Source organism: Streptomyces caeni, assembly GCF_042678285.1.
Classification (GTDB): domain Bacteria; phylum Actinomycetota; class Actinomycetes; order Streptomycetales; family Streptomycetaceae; genus Streptomyces; species Streptomyces caeni.
Map to the genome: position 1 here is coordinate 44,706 of NZ_JBHUDX010000045.1, position 18,704 is coordinate 63,409.

19 protein-coding genes are annotated in these 18,704 nt (G+C 69.3%); 4 read left to right on the top strand and 15 right to left on the bottom strand.

Annotated elements, in window-relative coordinates; all coding sequences use genetic code 11:
- Positions 1–15 precede the first annotated feature (15 nt).
- Entirely contained in the window at positions 16–1,341 is a 1,326-nt protein-coding gene (locus ACFSL4_RS15965; RefSeq protein ID WP_381082983.1) for an aminotransferase-like domain-containing protein, read from the top strand.
- A 311-nt stretch (positions 1,342–1,652) separates the two neighbouring features.
- Here the strand turns inward: ACFSL4_RS15965 and ACFSL4_RS15970 are convergent, their stop codons facing one another.
- From ACFSL4_RS15970 to ACFSL4_RS16010, 9 genes are all read right to left on the bottom strand, one after another.
- A complete protein-coding gene (locus ACFSL4_RS15970; protein WP_381082985.1) occupies positions 1,653–3,164 on the bottom strand; it encodes a pyridoxal phosphate-dependent decarboxylase family protein in 1,512 nt (503 codons plus the stop codon).
- On the bottom strand, positions 3,161–4,147 hold the full coding sequence (locus tag ACFSL4_RS15975) for an EamA family transporter (RefSeq protein WP_381082987.1): 987 nt from the start codon (positions 4,145–4,147) through the stop codon (positions 3,161–3,163). The genes ACFSL4_RS15970 and ACFSL4_RS15975 overlap by 4 nt, the downstream gene beginning before the upstream one ends.
- Positions 4,144–5,106, bottom strand: coding sequence for a quinone oxidoreductase family protein (locus ACFSL4_RS15980; protein WP_381082989.1), 963 nt, complete (start codon positions 5,104–5,106; stop codon positions 4,144–4,146). Before ACFSL4_RS15980 ends, ACFSL4_RS15975 begins: the two co-directional genes overlap by 4 nt.
- Complete coding sequence (locus ACFSL4_RS15985) at positions 5,106–6,575, bottom strand: methylaspartate mutase (protein WP_381082991.1); 1,470 nt, start codon at positions 6,573–6,575, stop codon at positions 5,106–5,108. Before ACFSL4_RS15985 ends, ACFSL4_RS15980 begins: the two co-directional genes overlap by 1 nt.
- Positions 6,572–7,045 carry a cobalamin-dependent protein gene (locus tag ACFSL4_RS15990; RefSeq protein ID WP_381082993.1) on the bottom strand — a complete coding sequence of 158 codons (474 nt, stop codon included), beginning with the start codon at positions 7,043–7,045 and terminating at the stop codon, positions 6,572–6,574. The genes ACFSL4_RS15985 and ACFSL4_RS15990 overlap by 4 nt, the downstream gene beginning before the upstream one ends.
- Before the next feature lie 42 nt (positions 7,046–7,087).
- A complete protein-coding gene (locus ACFSL4_RS15995) occupies positions 7,088–8,317 on the bottom strand; it encodes a fatty acid desaturase (RefSeq protein ID WP_381082995.1) in 1,230 nt (409 codons plus the stop codon).
- 140 nt (positions 8,318–8,457) lie between these two features.
- Complete coding sequence (locus tag ACFSL4_RS16000; RefSeq protein WP_381082997.1) at positions 8,458–8,733, bottom strand: 2Fe-2S iron-sulfur cluster-binding protein; 276 nt, start codon at positions 8,731–8,733, stop codon at positions 8,458–8,460.
- 38 nt (positions 8,734–8,771) lie between these two features.
- A complete protein-coding gene (locus ACFSL4_RS16005) occupies positions 8,772–9,782 on the bottom strand; it encodes an NAD(P)/FAD-dependent oxidoreductase (protein ID WP_381082999.1) in 1,011 nt (336 codons plus the stop codon).
- 7 nt (positions 9,783–9,789) lie between these two features.
- Positions 9,790–10,761 (bottom strand): alpha/beta hydrolase, encoded by a 972-nt coding sequence (locus ACFSL4_RS16010; protein ID WP_381083001.1) that lies wholly within the window; start codon positions 10,759–10,761, stop codon positions 9,790–9,792.
- A 249-nt stretch (positions 10,762–11,010) separates the two neighbouring features.
- Between ACFSL4_RS16010 and ACFSL4_RS16015 the strand changes: the two genes are divergently transcribed.
- The gene (locus ACFSL4_RS16015; protein WP_381083003.1) at positions 11,011–11,796 is read left to right on the top strand and encodes an SAM-dependent methyltransferase; all 786 of its coding nucleotides are present in this window, start codon (positions 11,011–11,013) and stop codon (positions 11,794–11,796) included.
- A 109-nt stretch (positions 11,797–11,905) separates the two neighbouring features.
- Here ACFSL4_RS16015 and ACFSL4_RS16020 read toward each other — a convergent pair whose 3' ends face one another.
- The 5 genes from ACFSL4_RS16020 to ACFSL4_RS16040 are packed head-to-tail and all read right to left on the bottom strand — an operon-like array spanning position 11,906 to position 14,764.
- Positions 11,906–12,616, bottom strand: coding sequence for a 4'-phosphopantetheinyl transferase family protein (locus tag ACFSL4_RS16020; RefSeq protein ID WP_381083005.1), 711 nt, complete (start codon positions 12,614–12,616; stop codon positions 11,906–11,908).
- Positions 12,609–12,782 (bottom strand): hypothetical protein, encoded by a 174-nt coding sequence (locus ACFSL4_RS16025; protein ID WP_381083007.1) that lies wholly within the window; start codon positions 12,780–12,782, stop codon positions 12,609–12,611. Before ACFSL4_RS16025 ends, ACFSL4_RS16020 begins: the two co-directional genes overlap by 8 nt.
- A gap of 36 nt (positions 12,783–12,818) precedes the next feature.
- Entirely contained in the window at positions 12,819–13,049 is a 231-nt protein-coding gene (locus ACFSL4_RS16030) for an acyl carrier protein (protein WP_381083009.1), read from the bottom strand.
- Positions 13,050–13,061: 12 nt separating this feature from the next.
- Positions 13,062–13,886 carry an aminoacyl--tRNA ligase-related protein gene (locus tag ACFSL4_RS16035; RefSeq protein ID WP_381083011.1) on the bottom strand — a complete coding sequence of 275 codons (825 nt, stop codon included), beginning with the start codon at positions 13,884–13,886 and terminating at the stop codon, positions 13,062–13,064.
- 11 nt (positions 13,887–13,897) lie between these two features.
- A complete protein-coding gene (locus ACFSL4_RS16040) occupies positions 13,898–14,764 on the bottom strand; it encodes a diiron oxygenase (RefSeq protein WP_381083013.1) in 867 nt (288 codons plus the stop codon).
- Between the two features lie 365 nt (positions 14,765–15,129).
- Between ACFSL4_RS16040 and rocD the strand changes: the two genes are divergently transcribed.
- Positions 15,130–16,332, top strand: a complete 1,203-nt coding sequence (gene rocD / locus ACFSL4_RS16045; RefSeq protein ID WP_381083015.1) for an ornithine--oxo-acid transaminase — start codon at positions 15,130–15,132, stop codon at positions 16,330–16,332.
- A gap of 53 nt (positions 16,333–16,385) precedes the next feature.
- On the top strand, positions 16,386–17,144 hold the full coding sequence (locus ACFSL4_RS16050; RefSeq protein WP_381083017.1) for an SDR family NAD(P)-dependent oxidoreductase: 759 nt from the start codon (positions 16,386–16,388) through the stop codon (positions 17,142–17,144).
- A 206-nt stretch (positions 17,145–17,350) separates the two neighbouring features.
- On the opposite strand, the gene ACFSL4_RS16055 is transcribed toward ACFSL4_RS16050, so the two are convergent.
- Positions 17,351–18,628 carry an MFS transporter gene (locus ACFSL4_RS16055; protein ID WP_381083019.1) on the bottom strand — a complete coding sequence of 426 codons (1,278 nt, stop codon included), beginning with the start codon at positions 18,626–18,628 and terminating at the stop codon, positions 17,351–17,353.
- Between the last annotated feature and the right edge of the window lie 76 nt (positions 18,629–18,704).

Below are 18,704 nucleotides of genomic sequence, written 5' to 3' on the forward strand. Positions count from 1 at the left end.
CGGAAAGGTGTATTCATGATCACAGGCAGCGCCAGTGGTGCCATCTTGCAACTGGGGGATCTGCACAGCTCCTTGTCCGACCCGGTGCTGAGTTCCATGACGCTCCTCAACGAGATCACGGGGCGATTTCCGGAGGCCGTGTCCTTCGCGGCCGGGCGGCCGTACGAGGAGTTCTACGATCCGCTGCAGATCCACGACCACCTGGAGCGATTCCGCAAGTATCTCGAAGTGGAGCGCGGCCTTGACCCCGACCAGGTACGGACAGCGCTCTTCCAGTACGGACACACCAAGGGGCTGCTGACGGACCTCCTGGTGCGGCACCTGGCCGTCGACGAAGGGGTGAGCGTCGTCCCCGAGTCCGTCGTGGTGACCACTGGTTGCCAGGAGGCGATGATCCTGCTGCTGCGCGCCCTGCGTACGGGCGGTGAGGACGTCATCCTGGCTCCGGCACCGACCTATGTGGGTTTCCTCGGGGCGGCACGCCTGATGGACATGCCGGTTCTGCCCGTCGCGGAGGGCACCGGGGGCATCGACGTCGAGAACCTGGTGACACAGATAGGCCGGGCCCGGCAGCGGGGACTGAACCCGCGCGCCTGCTACGTGGTGCCGGACTTCGCCAACCCCAGTGGGCTCAGCATGAGCCTCGCCGATCGCCGGCGGCTCCTCGACGTGGCGGAGCGGGAGGACGTCCTCATCATCGAGGACAACCCGTACTCCCTGTTCAACGCCGACGGCCGGCGCCTGCCCTCGCTCAAGTCGCTGGACACCGCTCAACGCGTCGTGTACGTCGGCTCGTTCGCCAAGACGGCCTTTCCGGGCGCTCGCGTGGGCTACCTGGTCGCCGACCAACTGGTCTCGGGCATCGGCGCCGGCGAGGGCCCGCTGCTGGCCGACCAGCTCGCCAAGCTCAAGAGCATGCTGACGCTGAACACGTCGACCATCTCCCAGGCCGTGATCGGTGGGAAGCTGCTGGCGAACGACTGCAGCATGACCAGGGCCACCCAGCGTGAGACGGACGTCTACCGTCGCAACCTCGCCGCGGTCCTGGCCGGCCTGGACAGGCACTTCCCCGCTCCGGACGACGGCTCGCGTCCCCGGACGACCTGGAACGTCCCGGGCGGTGGCATGTTCGCGGTGGTCTCCCTGCCCTTCGAAGCCGACGCTGCGATGCTCGAGTACTCGGCAAGCCGGTTCGGGGTGCTGTGGACCCCGATGCGCTACTTCTATCCCCAGGGTGGAGGTACGCACCAGATCCGTCTCTCCTTCAGCGTGCTCACCCCCGAACGGATCGAGGAGGGTCTCGCGCGGCTCGCCGCCCTCGTCCGCGACCGTACGGCCTGATCGTGCGGCAGCGAGTTTCGTCGGCGCCCCACCTGGACCGGAAGCCCCACAGGTCTTTGACCTGCGGGGCTTCCGCGTTTTCCAAGTTCTACGGCCGACGGCTGCGACCGCTGTCCATGGAGACGGAGGTGAGCGGGGTTGAAGCCGGAGGCAGCCGAGCCCCGGTTCGGGGTGAGGCCGGAAGCAGCCTCACAACGTGGGGCGGACCGGCACGGAGATCTCAGCCGGCGGTTGCGAACCGGGTTGGTCGGCACCGTATTCGGTGCCGACTCCGCCTTCCTGCCCGGCCCTGCCGTCCTGCTTGCGTGCCGCTAACGCCCCGCTGCCGCCTGCCCCGCGAGTTCCCGGGCCGTGGCCGTGACGTCCGTGAGCAGGGCGTCGATGTCGTCCTCGGTCGTCGTCGGATTGAGGAAGACCAGCTTCAGATGGACCCGCGGCGTGCCGTCCGGTCCTGCGATATTCGTACGGGCGAGCAGGGCGCGGCCGTCCGCCATCAGCTTGCGGCGTACCGCCGCGTTCAAGGCGCTCTCGTCCGCCACCGGGTTCCCGTCCTCGGCGGCACAGCGGAAGATGACCGTGGTGAGCAGCGGGTCCGCCACAAGCTCCAGGCCGTCGGTGGCTGCGATCCGGCTCGCCGCGTAGCGCGCCTGGTCGTGGCAGGTGTCCACCCACTCGCCCATGCCCTCCCGGCCGACCGTGAGGAGCGTGGCGGCCATCTTGAAGGCGTCGGAGCGGCGGGTGGTCTGGAGCGAGGTGCCGAGCAGGGCGGTGAAGCCGAGGGTCTCGTCGTCGGACGGGTTGAGGTAGACGGCCTGCTCGTCCAGGCACTCCATGTGCTTCCGGTCACGGACCACGATCACGCTCGAAGAAGCCGGGGTCCAGCCGAACTTGTGCAGGTCGAAGGCGACCGAGTCGGCCCGGCCGAGGCCGTCCAGGAGCGGAGCCAGTTTCGGTGAGAACAGCGCGCCGATGCCGTACGCGGCGTCGACGTGCAGCCAGATCCCGTACTCGGCGGCGAGGTCCGCCAGTTCGGGCAGCGGGTCGAAGGAGCCGTGGTCGGTGGTGCCGGCCGTGGCGACGATGGCGACGGGGACCTCGTCGGCGTCGAAGCCGTCGACGATCCGGCGGGCTTCGACGGCGAGCATCCGGCCCCGGTCGTCCACCGGCACCTTCACCACGGCGGACCGGCCGAGCCCCAGGAAGCCGGCGGCCCGCGCGACCGAGAAGTGGGCGGCTGCGGAGCACAGGATCCGGGGGCGGACCGGGCGGCCCGCGAGCCCCGTCGCCGACACCTCGCCGGTGTCCTTCAGTGCACGGTCCCGGCTGAACAGCAGGCCCATCAGGTTCGAGATGGAGCCGCCGGGCGTCAGGGTCCCGCCGGCCTTTGCGCCGAAGCCGATCCAGGAGGCCATCTCCTGGATGAGCCGCCGCTCCAGTTCGAGCGCGAACGGGCCGCTCTCCCAGGCGTGCAGGGACTGGTTGAGCGCGGCGGCGAGCAGTTCGGCGGCGGCGGACGCGGCGGTGGGCGCGCACTGCATCCGGGCCGCAGCCGAGGGGTGGGTGAGGTCGACGGCCCACATCGCGTACGCCTCGAAGAGCTCCGTCACCCGCTGCGCGCTGGGCTCGTCGGCGAGGAACCGCCCGCCGCCCAGCACCTCGCGCACCGCGGCGACGGCCGCCTCGGGCCCGCCGGGCGCCACCGGGCCGTCCCGCTTGAGGGCGGCGTCACCGAGGGCGCAGAGGGCCGTGTCCAGGAGGCTCCTGAGCTGCTCCAGACCCTCCGGACGGCCTGCGAGGGCTGCGTTCCTGCCAGTGGAGATCATGACTTCTGGGTTCCTTCGGAGAGGGTGGGAGAGGGGGTGGGGGCCGGGTCCGGGGCGGGGGTCCTGCGGGAGCCGCGGATGACGCCGATCGAGGCGGCCACGACCGCGATCAGGCCCGCCACCTGGGCCGGGGAGAGGGTCTCGCGCAGGACGACCAGGGCGACCAGGGCGCCGATCGCCGGTTCCAGGCTGAGCAGTACGCCGAAGACCAGGGTGGACACCCGGCGCAGGGTCTCCATCTCGCAGGTGTACGGGACGAGCGAGGACAGCATCGCGACACCGAAGCCGAAGGCGAGCACCTCGGGACGGGCCAGCGCCTGCGTGCCCTCCGCGAGCCCGGCCGGCAGGGAGCACAGCGTGCCGAAGGCCATGGCGAGCGCGAGCCCGCCGCCGGGCAGTACCGCCCCGACCCTGGCCGACAGCGGCACGTACGAGCCCCAGAAGACGGCGCAGGCGAGCGCGATCAGCAGGCCGGTGAGGCCCGCCGCGCCGCCCTGCCAGCCGAGGAGCGCGATGCCGGAGGCCGCGAGCACGATCCACAGCCGGTCCCCGGCCCGGCGCGAGGACATGCCGGCGACCACGAGTGGCCCCGCCATGCCCACGGTGAGCGCCACCCCTACCGGCATCCGGGCCATGGCGAGGTAGAAACAGATGTTCATGCCCGCGATGGCCACGCCGAGGGCGGCCACGGCGCCCGCGGTACGCCGGTCGAGGCGCACGGCGGGCCGCCACCACAGCAAGAGCACAAGGGCCGAGAAGCCGAGCCGCATCAGGGTCACCGTCGCCGGGCCGACCGTGCCGAACAGATGTTTGGCGAAGGTCGCGCCCAGTTGGGTGCTGACCATGCCGATGAGCATCAGCGCCGGCGCCGGGACCACGCCGATGCCCCGGCGGCCGGCGGCGGCATCCGTCCCCGCGCCCGTTCCCGCGCCCGCACTCGGGCTCCGGACAGCGCGCGCGCTCGTTCCGATGTCGACGCTCATGGCGTGAGCAGCACCTTGCCGGTGGTGCCGCGGCCTTCGAGCAGCTCGTGCGCCCGAGCCGCTTCGGCCAGCGGCAGCCGCGCCCGCACGTTCGGGCGTACGACGCCCTGGGCGACGTAGCGGAACAGCTCGGCGGCCGCGGCCCGCAGGGACGGCGCGTCCGGCACGTGGTCGGCGAGGGTGGGACGGGTCAGATAGAGCGAGCCGGAGGTGCGCAGCAGCTCCACGTCGATGGGCGGTACGGGGCCGCTGGACAGGCCGCAGACGACGAGGGTGCCGCGCCGACGCAGGGCCTTGACGCTGGTCTCGAAGGTGGCCGCGCCGACCGAGTCGTAGACCGCGTGCGCGCCCTCACCGCCGGTGAGTTCGCGCACGGCCGCCGCGAACCCCTCGTAGGGGACGGCGTGGTGGGCGCCGGCCGCCAGGGCAGTCTCCTGCTTCTCCTTGCTGGATGCGACGGCGACGACGTTCGCGCCGCGGTGCGCGGCCAGCTGCACGAGGAGCTGGCCCAGGCCGCCGGCGCCGGCGAGGACGACGACGGTCTCGCCGGGCTCCACCGGGTGGGTGGTGTGGCTGAGGTAGTGCGCGGCGAGGCCCTGGAGCAGGACGGCGGCCGCGTGGTCGAGGGGCACTGTCTCGGGGACCGGGACCAGCTTGGCCGCGGGGACGGCGGTGTACTCGGCGTAGGCGCCGAGCTGGGTCGCGTAGGCGACGCGGTCGCCCGGGGTGACGTCGTCGACGCCCTCGCCGACGGCGGTGACGATGCTGGCGGCCTCCTGGCCGGGGACGAGCGGGTACGGGGCCGGGTAGGTGCCGTTGCGGTAGTAGACGTCAATGAAGTTGAGGCCGACGGCGGCGTTGCGGACGACGACCTGGCCGGGGAGGGCGGCCGGTTCGGGGAGCTCTGTGAGGGTGAGGGCGGAGGGGCCACCGGCCTTGGTGACGTGGACGGCTCGCATCAGATCGATTCCTCGGTTCGCGGGGTGCGGGGGGTGGAGACGGGCGTGGGGGCGGAGCGGGGCGGAGCGGCGGACGGCTTCTGCTCCTGGAACACGTGGCGGAAGTGGTTGATGTCGTCGGTGAGGCCCCGCATCAGCGCGTCCATGCCGGGATCCGGGCCGTCGACCGCGTGCAGGAGCTCGGTGTTGCGGCGCACATGGGTCGGCGAGAACGGCAGCGCGCCCGTCGACAGGTAGCGGATGGCGCCGGAGGGGTCGCGCCGCGGGATGAGGTCGGAACGGGCGTACCGGCTGGCGCTGAAGGGGATGTCGAGGCGGCCCTCCGCGAACGCCTCGGTGATCGCCTCGATCAGATCGGCTTGCTCCAGGAGCGGCTCGACGAGGTCGGCGACCTCTGCGAGGATCCACTCCGTTTCCCGGCTCACCTGGTCCTCGTCGACGGTGATGAAGCCGAGGAGCGGCGAGTTGGCGCGGTCGGCGAGCCGCAGGCCCTCCACGTTCGCGGCCGTGTCGGGGATCCCGTACGCTTCCTGATGGGTCTTGGTGATCAGCTTGGAGGCGCCGCCGAGCCGGGCGACCAGCGCACCGTAGAAGATCAGGTCCTCCGCGTTGCTCCGCTGCCGGGGGAAGACACCCATGAACTCGTGGAGCACCGCGTGGACGGTGATCCCGGCGGGGAGATAGCGCTCGGCCAGCACGGGGATGCTCCGCAGGGCCGCGACATCCTGGGCGAGATGGCCGCTTTGCGGGTATGCGACGGAGATGCAGCGGACTCCGGCGCGGGCGGCGAGCACCGCCTCCAGGACGCTGATGGCGAGGCTGATGGAGGGCGGCACGAGCACGGCGGTGAGCGTGCCGAACAGTTCACGGTCGATGACCACGCCGTGCTCGGCGAGCTCCCCGCATCGGCGGTCCACGTCCTGCCAGGCGCCGAGGGACTCGGCGAGCGGCACGGCCTTCGAGTAGGGCAGGTTGTACGAGATCCCGCCGCCCTCGAAGGAGGTGATGCCGGAGGCCACGGACACGTCGAACAGGATGCGGGCGTCCGGGGAGCCGTGCCGGATCTCCAGCGGCGCCGCGATCAGCTCGTTGAGCTCGCGGCCGCGCCGCCAGCCGTGGGCCACCATCGGGTAGCCGTTGAGGTCGGCGGGGCGGAGGTTGAGGGTGCGCAGCGCCTCCTCGAACCGCAGCAGCCGGGTGTGTGAGTCGATGGTGAGGGTCAGGATATCGGGCGCGGCCTCGGCCTCCAGGGTGGCGAGGAGGGCCTTCATCTCCTCGTGTCCGCCGACGCCGCAGCGCGGCTGGATCGCCACCCTGCCCTGCGCGCGGCACCGGTCGAGGACCTCGGCGGCGGTGGGCTTGCCGAGCGAGGTGATGTACACGGCGGACTCGGCCGGCGTCGGCAGCGGTCCCGCCGTCGTGTCGGGGCGCAGTGCCGTGTCGAGCGCCGGGAGCGAGGTCAGGCTCATGACGCCGCCAGGCCGAGGGTCACGGCGGCGCGCTCGCGCTCCACATGCAACGCATCGAGCAGGCTGGGCAGTTCGGACGGGTCGCCCAGGATGTGGTCCACGCCGGCAGCATAGAGGCGGTCGTGCGAGGAGCCGTCCTTGTGACTGCCGACCGACAGGTTGCCGCCGACGATCACGGGGCAGGCGATCAGACCGGACTGCTTGGCCCGGTCGAGCCCGCGCAGGTCCTCGTGGACGTGGCCGTTGAGGCTGCCGATGATGACAGCCTCGGCCTCGGGGTGGCGGGCGCACGCCTCGGCGAATTCCTCGACGGGGGTGCAGGTGCCGAGGTTGACGACGTCGAAGCCGAGGCCGCGCAGAAAGAAGGCGATCAGGTGGTTGGCCACGGCATGGCTGTCGCTGGCCGCCACGCCGAGGATGACCTTGCGGGTGGCTGTCGAGCGGATGAGCTGGTTCGGTACCGAAGACATCAGAAATTCCTCATCGTCCGGGTCGCATACGTCAGTCGTCCGTCAGTCGTCGAAGGCCGCGAACAGCTCGCGCTTGCTGACCGCCTTCAGCCGGTTCACGTCGAACTCCTCGGCATCGGCGGCCGACAGCGAGTCGAAGACGTGGGAGATCGCCGGGATCAGCCCCCAGACCTCGTGGTAGGGCGGCCAGCCCTGGTGTCCGGAGTCGATGTCCTGCTGGCGGGCGAAGACGTAGTCCGCCCACTGCGGGGCGGCCGGGTAGCGGTGGTGGAAGTCGTGTACGACGGTGTCGCCGGTCAGGACCAGGTAGCGCGACGGGGCGTGCAGGAAGACCAGGCGCAGTGTCCAGCGGGTCCAGGCGCCGGCCCGGCGGGCGAGGGGCAGATCCGGGGAGGGCAGCGCGTCACCGATGAAGATGGCGTTGGTCAGGCTGGAGAAGTACGCGCGGCCGTGCCGGGTGGCGATGCCCGGGACGGGAAAAGTGTGCTTGACGCACAGCCGCAGGGTGTTGCTGATCTGGAACAGCGGGAACAGCGGTACGAACCAGACGACGAGCAGGGCTTGCCAGGTGCCGGTGAGCACCGTGGCGGTGACGGCCGTGCCGTACAGCAGGAGGGCCGACGTCTTCTCGCTGCGGGCCGATTCGCTCCAGAAGGAGCGGATGCGGGACACCGTGAAGTTGAAGTGGAACCGCGGTGAGACGAGCTTCAGCAGCAGCCTGCGCCACAGCTGACGGCGCGTCATAGCCGGGTGCATCTGAAGGCTGACCAAGAACGCCTGGACGGTGGGGTCCTTGAGCGTCATGTGCTGCGCCGCGTGGTGGTCGCGCACGTGCTCCCGGCTGTAGCGCTGGAAGTTCTGGATGATGAGCAGGCTGGAGACGGCATGGCCGATGGCCCGGTCCACTCGACGTCGGCGGTACATGTTCCGGTGCGAGCACTGGTGATAGACCATCATGCGCAGGTTGCGCATCCCGTGCAGGGTCACCGCCCAGCCGACAGGCAGCAGCAGCCCGTGGCCGAGGGTGTAGGCGAGCACGCTGACCAGCGTTCCCAGCACCACCGAAACCGTGGCGGTGGCCAGGTGGAAGCCGGGTGTCCAGCCCGGGGACACCTGCCCCGGCAGTGCCTTGCCGGTGAACAGCGTGGCCGGGAACTGCAGCAGCCGGGGCAGGCGCCGCATTGTCTCCCTGGGGTCGTCGGACGTGGCCTGCGGGGACGCCGACGGCTGGGTGGTGGGCACTCTCGGGGCCGACGAGTCGATCACGGTCATGGAAACTCCTCTGCGTGCACGGACGGAAGATGCGAAGGTGGTATGGCGGTGCGAGCCGAGACGGGCGAGGTGGGCCCTGCCGCGGGGGGACGAGTCGGCGGACCGGGACTCCTGGTGCCCGCCTCCGCCCCGCAGGGCCCTCACTGCTCCGCCGCGACCTGGACAGTCGCGGCGTCCATGAGGCGGCACTGGCACGCGAGACGGAAGTCGCCGCCTGTCCGTCCCAGGTCCTCCAGGAAGTCGCTCTCCTCGGCGTCCATCTCCCCGAGCGAGTCGGATCCGTCCAGCACCTCGATGACGCAGGCGCCACAGGCGCCCGACTGGCATCCGAAGGGGATTACCCGGTGAGAGGTCTCGTTTTCGAGGTCGGTGAGCGGTGCACCGGCCGGGAGGAGGATCTCCAGGCCGTGTGGCATCAGGGTGAGTTTGTTCAGAACCAACGCTGTCTCAGCTCCTACGCAGGGACCAGTTCGGGATGGGCGTCAGAGGAGTGGCCGGGGGCGAGGCGGGCGCCGGGGCGCAGTGCCACGGCGGCGTGGTTGACGGCGGTGGCGGCCTCGCCGAAGCCGACCGAGATGAGGGGAACGCGGCCCGTATAGGTGCAACCGTCGCCGACGGCGTACACCCCGGGAAGGCTGGTGCGCATGGTGGCGTCGACGCGGATCTGCCGGTACTCCAGCTCCATCCCCCAGCCGGCCAGGGGACCGAGGTTGGTGGTGAAACCCAGTGCGGTGATCAGCGTGTGCGCGGGCAGGTTCAATGTGCCGCCGTTCTCGGTGCGGACGTCCACGGAGCCCAGGCGACCGGCTCCGTGACAGGCGATCACCTGGGCCTCGGTGATGACGCGTACGGAGGCCCCGTACAGCTGCCGCACACTGTGCTCATGGGCACGGAAGGACGCCCGACGATGGACGAGGGTGACCGACCGGGCGATCGGGGCCAGCGCCAAGGCCCAGTCCACCGCGCTGTCCCCACCGCCGGCGATCACCACGTCGCGGGCCCGGTGCTCCTCCAGGCGCGGCACGTGGTAGACGACGCCTCGGCCCTCGTACGGAACCGCACAGGGCAGCTTGCGCGGGGTGACCTTGCCCAGACCGGCGGCGACGAGGACGGCTCCGGCGCGGATCCGGGCACCGCGGTCGGTGCCGAGGATCCAGCGGGGGCCGTCCGCCGCCAGGGTGGTGGCCGCATGGCCGAGCAGGTAGCGGGGCCCGAAGGGCGCTGCCTGGCGCACCAGGTTGTCGACGAGCTCGCGGCCCGTGACGGCGGGGTGCGCAGCGACGTCGTACAGCAGCTTCTCGGGATACATCGCGGCCACCTGACCGCCCGGTTCGGGCAGCGCGTCGATGACCGCGGTGCCCAGGCCGCGGAAGCCCGCGTAGTACGCGCCGTACAGGCCGGTGGGGCCGGCACCGACGATGGCGAGGTCGACGTCGAGCAGGCCGCTTTCGGGCTCGGACGTCACTGGTGTTTCAGGTGCCACTACTCTCACATCCAATGTCATTCAGCCCCAACCGCCGGCGCAGGAAATCGACGATCCCGTCCAGTGCCTCCCTGGCGGTGTCGAGGACTGCCGCCATGGACAGAAACCCGTGCGGCAGATCCGCGTACTGGTGGTGCTCCACCGGCACCCGGGCGAGCGCGAGTGCCTCCGCGTAGGCCTTGCCCTCGTCGCGCAGTGGACAGAACTCGGCCGTGATCAGGAGTGCGGCGGGAAGTTCGCTGTGGTCCGTTGCGTTGAGCGGTGAGGCGTAGGGCGAGTCACCGTCGGCAGGATCGGCGAGGTAAAGGTCCCAGAACCATGGGACCGAGTGGCCGTTGAAGAACATCGGATCCCTGTTCTCGCGCATGGAATCCGTCGCCGAGCCGTAACGCATCGCCGGGTAGACAAGCACCTGCGCGCTGATCCGCGGTCCGTCCTCGTCCCTGGCCATCAGGGAGACCGCCGCAGCCAGGGTGCCGCCGTTGCTGTCCCCTGCGACGGCGATGCGTGAACCGTCCACGCCGATCTGGGATCCGTTCTCCGCCACCCATTTCACGGCGGCGTAGCAGTCGTCGACAGCTGCCGGGAACGGGTGCTCGGGCGCCAGTCGGTAGCTGACGGAGACGACCACGCAGGAAACCATGCTGCACAGTGCACGGCAGAACGCCTCGGACGTGTCCAGGGAGCCGACGACAAAACCGCCGCCGAAGAAATAGACCAGTACGGGGAGCGGGTCTTCGCTTTCGGTCTGCGGGCGGTAGACCCTGAGCGTCATCGGGCCGGCCGGACCGGTGATATCCATGTCGAATATCTCTTTGGGCTGTTCGATCCAGTCCCAGACCGAGGCTTCCGTTGCGGCATCCGCTTTTCTGGCCTCTTCCACCGACATGGTGTAGAGCGGGGTGAACCCGGTTGCCAGGCGATAGTTCCTGATACCCTCAACGACGGGATGAAGCGGCATTAAAACGCCCCCATTTCTTCGATGTCGACGGTGCAGGACGAGGTGCGCGAGTCGCACCGGAGAAGAACGCTACGATCGCGTCGACACCATGCGCGTCCGCGACAAGTTCATGTGCGGGGCACATTGCGTTGATCTTTCTTTCCCGCGGCTAAGCATGCTGCTTACTCCGCCATGACCTCGTCCGTGCCACCCTTTCCCTCGACAACGGTCCAAAGCCCCATGCGGAATCGAGGGGAAGTACGCCGCATCATGACCATCGAAAACCTTGAGAAACGCCCGGATGCGCACCCCGCACGGGTCTACGACTACTTCATAGGCGGCGAGAACGGTCTTGAGGCCGACCGGGCAGCCGGTGCCTGGATCCGTATGCAGGCCCCCGACCTGCTGACGACGATGCAGGCGAACCGCGCCTTTCTGTCACGGGCGGTGCGCTGGCTGGTCCAGCAGGGCGTCGACCAGTTCATCGACATCGGTTCCGGCTTCCCCGTGTCGCCGAACACGCACGAGATCGCCCTGCGGGAGTCCCCTTCGGGTTCCGTCGTGTACTGCGACGTCGATCCCGCGGTCGGGCGGCGCACGCGCGAGCTCATCGCCGGTCAGAAGGGAGCGGGCTTCGTACTGGGCGACATCCAGAACCCCGACGAGCTGCTGGCCCAGCCCGCCATCCAGGCGCTGACCCGTTCCGGCCGTCCGGTGGCCTGTCTGCTGGGGGCGGTCCTGCACTTCGTGCCGGAAAGCGCGGATCCGGCCCGGATCACCGCGGCTCTGCGCGAAGCCCTGCCCCGGGGCAGCTATCTTGTCGTCTCCCACATCGCAGGCGACGTTCCCTGGGGGGACCGTAACGACGAGGAGACGCTGAAGCGTGCTTTCGAGGACATGCATCCTCGAGCTCGCGAACAGGTCGCTCGCTTCTTCGGTGATTTTGAACTGGTCGCACCTGGTGTAGTGCTGGCATCTCAATGGCATCCCACCGGGGAGACGGCCGGGCCTCATCCCGAATCTGCCATTTACGGCGGAGTCGCTCGCAGGATCTGAGCTCCGGGGTGGAAGGTGATGCAGGCACACGGCCGCGGGCCGCAGGGGGCTCTTCCCTGCGGCCCGCGGTGATTTTGTGGAACCACGCGGTGGATTCGCCGGCGCACAGCTACCTGTGGATTCGGCTGTGAGGGAGCAACGACGCGAACACCTGCGCGGCATACCTGACAAGGTCCGTGCCGCTGCGGACGGACAGAGAGGGTGCGCGTCCGAGCACCGCGAGCGACCCCACGTACGGGGCAGGCAGCGCAAGGTCCCTGAGCGTGTAGTCCTCCGGGCGGCCAAGTTCCTCGGGCAGCGCACGCAGCGTGGAGCCGAGAACCTCGATGCGCCCCGGATGGATCTCAAGTCCCTTGCCGGCGGCCTTGAGCACGGCTTCCTTGCGCGTCCACAGTCGTGCGAAGCCGGCGTAGTCCGGACAGGTTGCGCGCTCCCGCTCCGTCAGCGCCGCGGCCGGTGGCTGCACCCCGGCCGTGGCGTCCTCGATGTCGAGGCCGACGGTCCGGTCTGAGACGGCGACCGCGGCGAGCCCTCCGGCGTGAGAGAGCGAGAAGTCCAGAGCTGGGTCGGCACACTCCACGACCGGTTTCCCATGTCCCGGGTCACCGCAGTGGGCGCAGGTCCGGTCGAAACTCAAGGCCGCCGGATCCCGGCCCAGCTTCTCGCCGAGGACGAGTCGCGCCAGCACCCATGCGGCGAGAGCACGATTGCGGTCCGCCTCGCGCAGGATCCGTCGACGGCGGGCGCGGTCGCGCCCGTCCAGGAGGACGGCGAGCGACTCGGGCACCTGGTCGACACCGACGTACCAGACGTCAGCCATGGACGCTCTGCTCCACCATGCGGTTCGGACCGCCGAGTCCGGGCCTGGCGCTGCACCCGGCGACCCGGCCCTTCTCCTCGCACTCCGGCCCGGGCAGCTCTCCGGGCCGCCACAGCGGGGTACCGCCGAGGAGCGCACCAGCCGGCATCCCGGGCACGACGTTCACGACGCTCCTCCGTCTTGTCTCGTTCAGGCCGGCGGTTCAGGCCACCGGTGCGAAGAAGGTCTCGTTGATCCGGTCGATGGTGCGGAAGTCGGCCACGCTCAACGAGCTGACGTCGATCTGCCTTCCGGTGAGCTCCTCCAGAAGATCGATGAACTCCAGGAACGAGACCGACGCGATGAGCCGGGATTCGATGAGATCGGTGTCGCCGGCGATCTCTCCGTCCAGATCCGGGTTCTTGGACCGGATCCAGTTGATGATTTCGTCCATGTTCACACCTTCCTAGGCTGCCGATTCGTTGACTGCGACGAGCGCCCGCTGAGGGTCGCCGTGCACCTGCAGAAGCGCATGGACCCAGCGCTCCACACCGAACGCCAGACACCCGCTGTAGGCGGATTCACCGCCGAAGGAGATGTTCAGGCGCTCCCCGAAGAAGTTGCGGTGGCGGTTCACCGAGGCGATGGCGGTCCCGTCGTCCGACACGAACTCGAACTTCACCGGATCCAGCTGGTTGAGGACCGACCGCGCGCCGTCAGCGAGGTAGAACGGATCGGTCGCGGGCTCCTTGCGTATCTTGATCCCGAGCTGGTCGGCCAGGCTCAGGACGAGCTCGGTCGACCGGCTCAGATGGTCCACCACACCTTCCTGGCTGCCGATGTAGAGCGCTTCGCGCATATGGAAGGCGCGGAGCCGACGCAGGCCGTCGTAGTGCTCCTCGTTCCTGAAGCAGCGACCGACCGCCGTGATGACCTCGGGGGTGCCGATGTCCCGTCGCTGCCGCGACACCAGCAAGCCGTAGCACGTCGCCGTGGGCAGGTAGCAGCCGGTGGGGACGAGACGGTGCTCGGGGGACGGAGCCGTGGTCTCCCCACGCGCCAGTTCCTCACGGGCCTGGTCCGTGAGCGTGGCCACGGGCAGTCCGAGGTGGGGGAAGTTGCGGAAGAAGTCGAGGCGTGCCAGGTCCTCCTCGGGGAGCAGAGCCGGGCCGGCCACCGGTCGGGCGCCCAGCGCGGAAGCGATGTCCTGGAAACGGGCCTCAAGAGCATCGAACAGGGCGGTCTCCTCGGATTCAAGGACCGCGATTCCAGGTGCGACAAACGTCGGCATGAGATCTCCCGTCAGTGGAACAGGCCGATGCGTCGATAGAAGTTGTTGGTTCGTTCGATGATGCGAGCGTTGATCGGCGCCCTCGCCGGATCAGCCATGACGGAGGCACGGAATCGCGCGGGATTTGCGATACCGGCATCCTGGTAGGCGTCGCGGCTGTACAGCATCTGGATGATCAGGTCGATGTAGCCGCGCAGATAATGGCCGACCTCTTCGACCTCCTCGGCGGAGTGCGTCCGGCGAACCTCGTCGAAGAGCGCCTTCACGAGCTTGCCGCCGAAAGCGATGTGCCGGGACTCGTCGCGGTGGTGGATTCGGTTGACCGCTCGCACCGTGTCCGGGAGTTTCTCGTCGGCCGCCATGTGGGCGTTGAAGTAGTCACCGATCTGCTCGAAGATGAGGATCTGGCTGAAGACGATGAAGTTGTTCATCTCCGGCGCGCGCTCATCCGTCGGGAACACCATCCGCCGGTCCGGATAAATGCGACCGGCATAGCGCAGACAGAATTCAGCGAAGAACCACATGTGCTCGTTCTCTTCGCCGATGAAGTGGTGGAAGTACGGCGTGGGGATCTCGTAGCCGGGCGTGTGGATGCGGCGCATCACCTCGATGAGCAGCTCCCTGATGCCGTGGGCGATCAGGCTGTAGAGGTTGACGCTCTCCCAGCGCGAGAGTTCCACGAGTTGTTCGTGGCTCAGCTCCCGTTCTGCGGCAGTGCCGTGGACGGACAGCAGCTCCCGACTCATCCACAGATCGTCCGGCGTGATGGATTCGGGCCACTCGAAGGTCCGGTACGGGTTGTAGTAGTCGTCGACAGAGACGTCAATGAGTCTGCGTACAGCCCGGGCGAATTCTTCCGTCCACTCGATCGTCGACACCGCTGACACGTGACCTCCGTAACAGGACCATTGGTTGATGGGCCGACACGACCGGTCTGCCGCGCCGAGAAGGACCGTATGACCGTGCGGACACCTGTGCGTCCGCGACAATTTCATTCGCGGGGAGACACCGCGCTGACTTTGCTCTCCTGCGGCTGAACGTCTCGCTTACCGCGACGGGAGTCGGTTCGCTCCTTGCGCGGTCGGTCGTCCCGGCGGACACCATGGATCGAGTAATCGGAGCGCGTAGTCGCGGTGCGTTTGTCGCGGACGCGTGCGGCGGGGGTGAGTTCGTAGTTTCCCCATGTGGCACAGATCGTCGACGACAACGGCCCCGTCAGGGAGCCCGCAAAAGGAGTATCGCCATGACTGTGGACGTCCTCTCCTCTCAGGACCACATGGACCTTGCCACGCGCTGGGGGGCTCATGACTCCGTGCCGTTCCCCGTGGTGCTCACCCATGGGGAAGGCGCCTGGATGAACGATCTGGAAGGCCGGCGCTATCTCGACTTCCACGGGGGGTACTCCGCAGTCAACTTCGGTCACCAGCACCCCGACCTCATCACCGCGGCGAAGGCACAACTCGACCGGCTGACGCTGAGCACCCGTGCGTTCCACCACGATCAGTACGCGCCGTTCTGCCGTGAACTGGCCGAGCTGACGGGCACCGAGATGGTCCTGCCCTCCAACTCCGGCGGCGAGGCTGTCGACACCGCGGTGAAGATCGCCAGGAAGTGGGCCTACCAGGTCAAGGGCGTGCCGGACGGAGCCGCCGAGATCATCGTCGCGGGCGCGAACTTCCACGGCCGCACCACGACCATCGTCTCGTTCTCCACGCACCCGAACCACCAGGCCGGTTTCGGCCCGTTCACGCCCGGCTTCAAGGTGGTGCCGTTCGGCGACATCGAGGCGCTGCGTTCGGCGATCACCGAGAACACGGCGGCGGTCCTGCTGGAACCGATCCAGGGCGAGGCCGGCGTGGTCGTTCCGCCGAAGGGATATCTCGCCGAGGTCCGTGAACTGTGCGACGACAGCAACACGTTGTTCGTCGCCGACGAGGTCCAGTGCGGACTGGCCCGCGCCGGCACGACCCTGGCGCTTGACCACGAGGGTGTCCGTGCGGACGTGTACACCCTGGGCAAGAGTCTGAGTGGCGGACTCCTGCCGCTGTCCGCGGTGATCGGCCGCGCCGACGTCCTCGGCGTGATCACGCCCGGCGACCACGGCTCGACCTTCGGCGGCAACCCGCTGGCGTGCGCGGTCGGCCGCGCGACCGTGCGACTGCTGGCCACCGGGGAGTTCCAGGAGCGCTCCCGCGAACTCGGCGCGCACCTGCACTTCCGCCTCAACGAACTGGACGGCGTCTGCGAGGTCCGTGGGCGTGGCCTGTGGGCCGGTGTGCAACTCCGCGAAGAGCGTGTGGCCGGGCGCCGGGTGACCGAGGCACTGGCCGAGCGCGGCCTGCTGTGCAAGGAGGCCAAGGGACACCTCCGGGTGGCGCCCCCGCTGGTCGTCACCCGCGAGGAGATCGACCTCGGCGTCGACATGATCGCCGACGTGCTGGCCTGAACCGGACCGCCGTATCGGGCTGACTTGACCATCGAGTGGACTGGAGAGAACTCATGAGTGATTTCGCAGGACTGGTCGCGATCGTCACCGGCGGTGCGTCGGGAATCGGTCTGGCAACGGCGAATCTGCTCAGCAGCAGGGGAGCCCGGGTCGCCGCTCTCGATCTGAAGCCGGAGGGGCTGCCGGACGGCATCATGGGCGTCCAGGTCGACGTCACCGACGACGTCCAGGTCAAAGCCGCCGTCGACGCCGTGGTCGAGCGGTTCGGCAGGCTGGACGTCGTGGTGAACAATGCCGGCATCGGCGCCATAGGGGACGTCACCGCGAACGGTGATGACGAGTGGTTGCGCGTACTGGACGTCAACGTGGTCGGGATGGTCAGGGTCGCCCGGCACGCGATACCGCACCTGCGGCGCTCACCCGCCGCGTCGATCGTCAACAGCTGCTCGATCGTGGCGTGGGCCGGAGTGGAGCAGCGGGCACTGTATTCGACCAGCAAGGGGGCGGTGTACGCGCTGACGCTGGCCATGGCGGCGGATCACGTCCGCGAGGGCATCCGGGTCAACTGCGTCGCCCCTGGCTCCGCGGACACCCCCTGGATCGGCAGGTCGCTGGAGCAGGCGGCGGATCCGGTGGCCGCCCGGGCCGCGCTCGACGCGTTCCAGCCCACGGGGCGTCTGGTGACGGCCGACGAGGTGGCAGGCGCAATCGCCTACCTGGCGAGCCCGTTGTCGAGCGCTTCGGTGGGCACGGTGCTCGCTGTGGACAACGGCATGCACGGCCTGCGGCTGCGGCCCCGGGGCCAGGCGTAGGCCGGCGGGCCGGAACACGCCGCCGCGGGCCGCAGGGGAGAGAACCCCTGCGGCCCGCGGCGTTTTCGTGGAAACCACGGCCGCGACAGGAAGTGGAACCACGACAGCGACAAGAAGGCGTGCGGCGCCCCGTACAGCGCCCGTGTTTCAGGGAAGCCGAAGCCGGGGTCAGCATGCTGACCCCGGCCGAGGACGGAGTGCCTCCGTCAGGTGGTGCGCCCAGGTGGTGCGTCGCCGGGCCGGGAAACCGGTTCGTCGGCTACGGCGTCCGGCCCGCGCAGCCGCAGACTGAGCTGGGCGCACACCAGTCCCAGCACGCCGACCAGGGTCCACAGCACACACGGGGCGATCGCGTACACGGCAGCGCCGATGACCGGTCCGGCGCCCGTACCGAGCGCGTATGCGGCGCCGTACAGCCCCTGGTAACGCCCGACCATCCCCGGCGGAGTCAGATTCGCCAGGTGGGCCTGGACGATGGAGGAATACGCCATCTCACCGAACGTCCAGATCACCACCGTCGCCGCCAGCAGGGACATTCCGGCGGTGAACCCGGACAGCGCGAGACCGCCGCACGTGAGCAGGTTGGCGACGGCCAGCACGTACTCCGGCCGGTACCGCGAGATCACGCTGGTGATGGGCAGCTCCAGCAGCACCACCAGCAGACCGTTGAGCCCCATGAGAAGACCGAAGTCACGCGCGCTCAGCCCCACGTCGTCGACATGCAGGGGCAGGCCGACGGCGGTCTGGATGTAGGCGAACATGGAGAACACGGTCATCAGCAGGAATCGCACCAGCGTGCGGTCGGTGAGCACCTGCCGGTACCCGACCGCCGGGTCCGCCCGTGTTTCCGCGGTGCCGAAATCCGACCGCGGCTGCGGTGCGTCGCGCAGCAGCACGGCCACGATCACGCCGAACAGCAGGAGCGTGGCAGCCTCCACCAGGAAGAGCCCCGCATAGGAGATGCTCGCCAACACGCCGCCGAGCACGCCGCCCAGGGTGGAGCCGATGTTCTGGGCGAACCGGAGCACCCCGAAGGCCGCGAGCCGTTGCTGGGCGGACGTCACGGAGTCGATCAGCACCGCCGCCATGGCCGGCCGGTAGATCTGCGACACCAGGCCGATGAGACCGACCACGGCGATGATCGCCGGGAGCGGTCCGAGGAACGGCACGGACGCCGTCAGCCCGGAGGTGACCATGACGGACAGCAGGATGGCCCAGCGCCGGCCGATGGTGTCGGTGAGATAGCCACCGATGACATTGCCGAGGACCCGGCCCAGACCGGACGCGCCCAGCACGAGCCCCGCGGCCCCGGCGGAATGACCGCGCTGGGTCACATACAGCACGATGAACACCGGCAGGAAACTGCCGGCCTGGAGGATCAGGTTGCCGAGGCTGACGATCCAGACCCCGCGGGGCAGACCGCGCAGGGCGTCACGGAATCGCAGCTCGCCGGCGCGCGCCCGGTCCGCCGTCTCCGCACTCACGCCGCCGACTCGGCGCGCACGTGGACCGCCGTGACCGGCTGCCAGCCGGCGGGTATGACATTGCTGGACAATGTGG

Coding starts and splice junctions, on each gene's coding strand:
- ACFSL4_RS15965 (WP_381082983.1), top strand. CDS start 16: ATGATCACAGGCAGCGCCAGTGGTGCCATCTTGCAACTGGGGGATCTG.
- ACFSL4_RS15970 (WP_381082985.1), bottom strand. CDS start 3,164: ATGATCTCCACTGGCAGGAACGCAGCCCTCGCAGGCCGTCCGGAGGGT.
- ACFSL4_RS15975 (WP_381082987.1), bottom strand. CDS start 4,147: ATGAGCGTCGACATCGGAACGAGCGCGCGCGCTGTCCGGAGCCCGAGT.
- ACFSL4_RS15980 (WP_381082989.1), bottom strand. CDS start 5,106: ATGCGAGCCGTCCACGTCACCAAGGCCGGTGGCCCCTCCGCCCTCACC.
- ACFSL4_RS15985 (WP_381082991.1), bottom strand. CDS start 6,575: ATGAGCCTGACCTCGCTCCCGGCGCTCGACACGGCACTGCGCCCCGAC.
- ACFSL4_RS15990 (WP_381082993.1), bottom strand. CDS start 7,045: ATGTCTTCGGTACCGAACCAGCTCATCCGCTCGACAGCCACCCGCAAG.
- ACFSL4_RS15995 (WP_381082995.1), bottom strand. CDS start 8,317: ATGACCGTGATCGACTCGTCGGCCCCGAGAGTGCCCACCACCCAGCCG.
- ACFSL4_RS16000 (WP_381082997.1), bottom strand. CDS start 8,733: ATGCCACACGGCCTGGAGATCCTCCTCCCGGCCGGTGCACCGCTCACC.
- ACFSL4_RS16010 (WP_381083001.1), bottom strand. CDS start 10,761: ATGCCGCTTCATCCCGTCGTTGAGGGTATCAGGAACTATCGCCTGGCA.
- ACFSL4_RS16015 (WP_381083003.1), top strand. CDS start 11,011: ATGACCATCGAAAACCTTGAGAAACGCCCGGATGCGCACCCCGCACGG.
- ACFSL4_RS16020 (WP_381083005.1), bottom strand. CDS start 12,616: ATGGCTGACGTCTGGTACGTCGGTGTCGACCAGGTGCCCGAGTCGCTC.
- ACFSL4_RS16030 (WP_381083009.1), bottom strand. CDS start 13,049: ATGGACGAAATCATCAACTGGATCCGGTCCAAGAACCCGGATCTGGAC.
- ACFSL4_RS16035 (WP_381083011.1), bottom strand. CDS start 13,886: ATGCCGACGTTTGTCGCACCTGGAATCGCGGTCCTTGAATCCGAGGAG.
- rocD (WP_381083015.1), top strand. CDS start 15,130: ATGACTGTGGACGTCCTCTCCTCTCAGGACCACATGGACCTTGCCACG.
- ACFSL4_RS16050 (WP_381083017.1), top strand. CDS start 16,386: ATGAGTGATTTCGCAGGACTGGTCGCGATCGTCACCGGCGGTGCGTCG.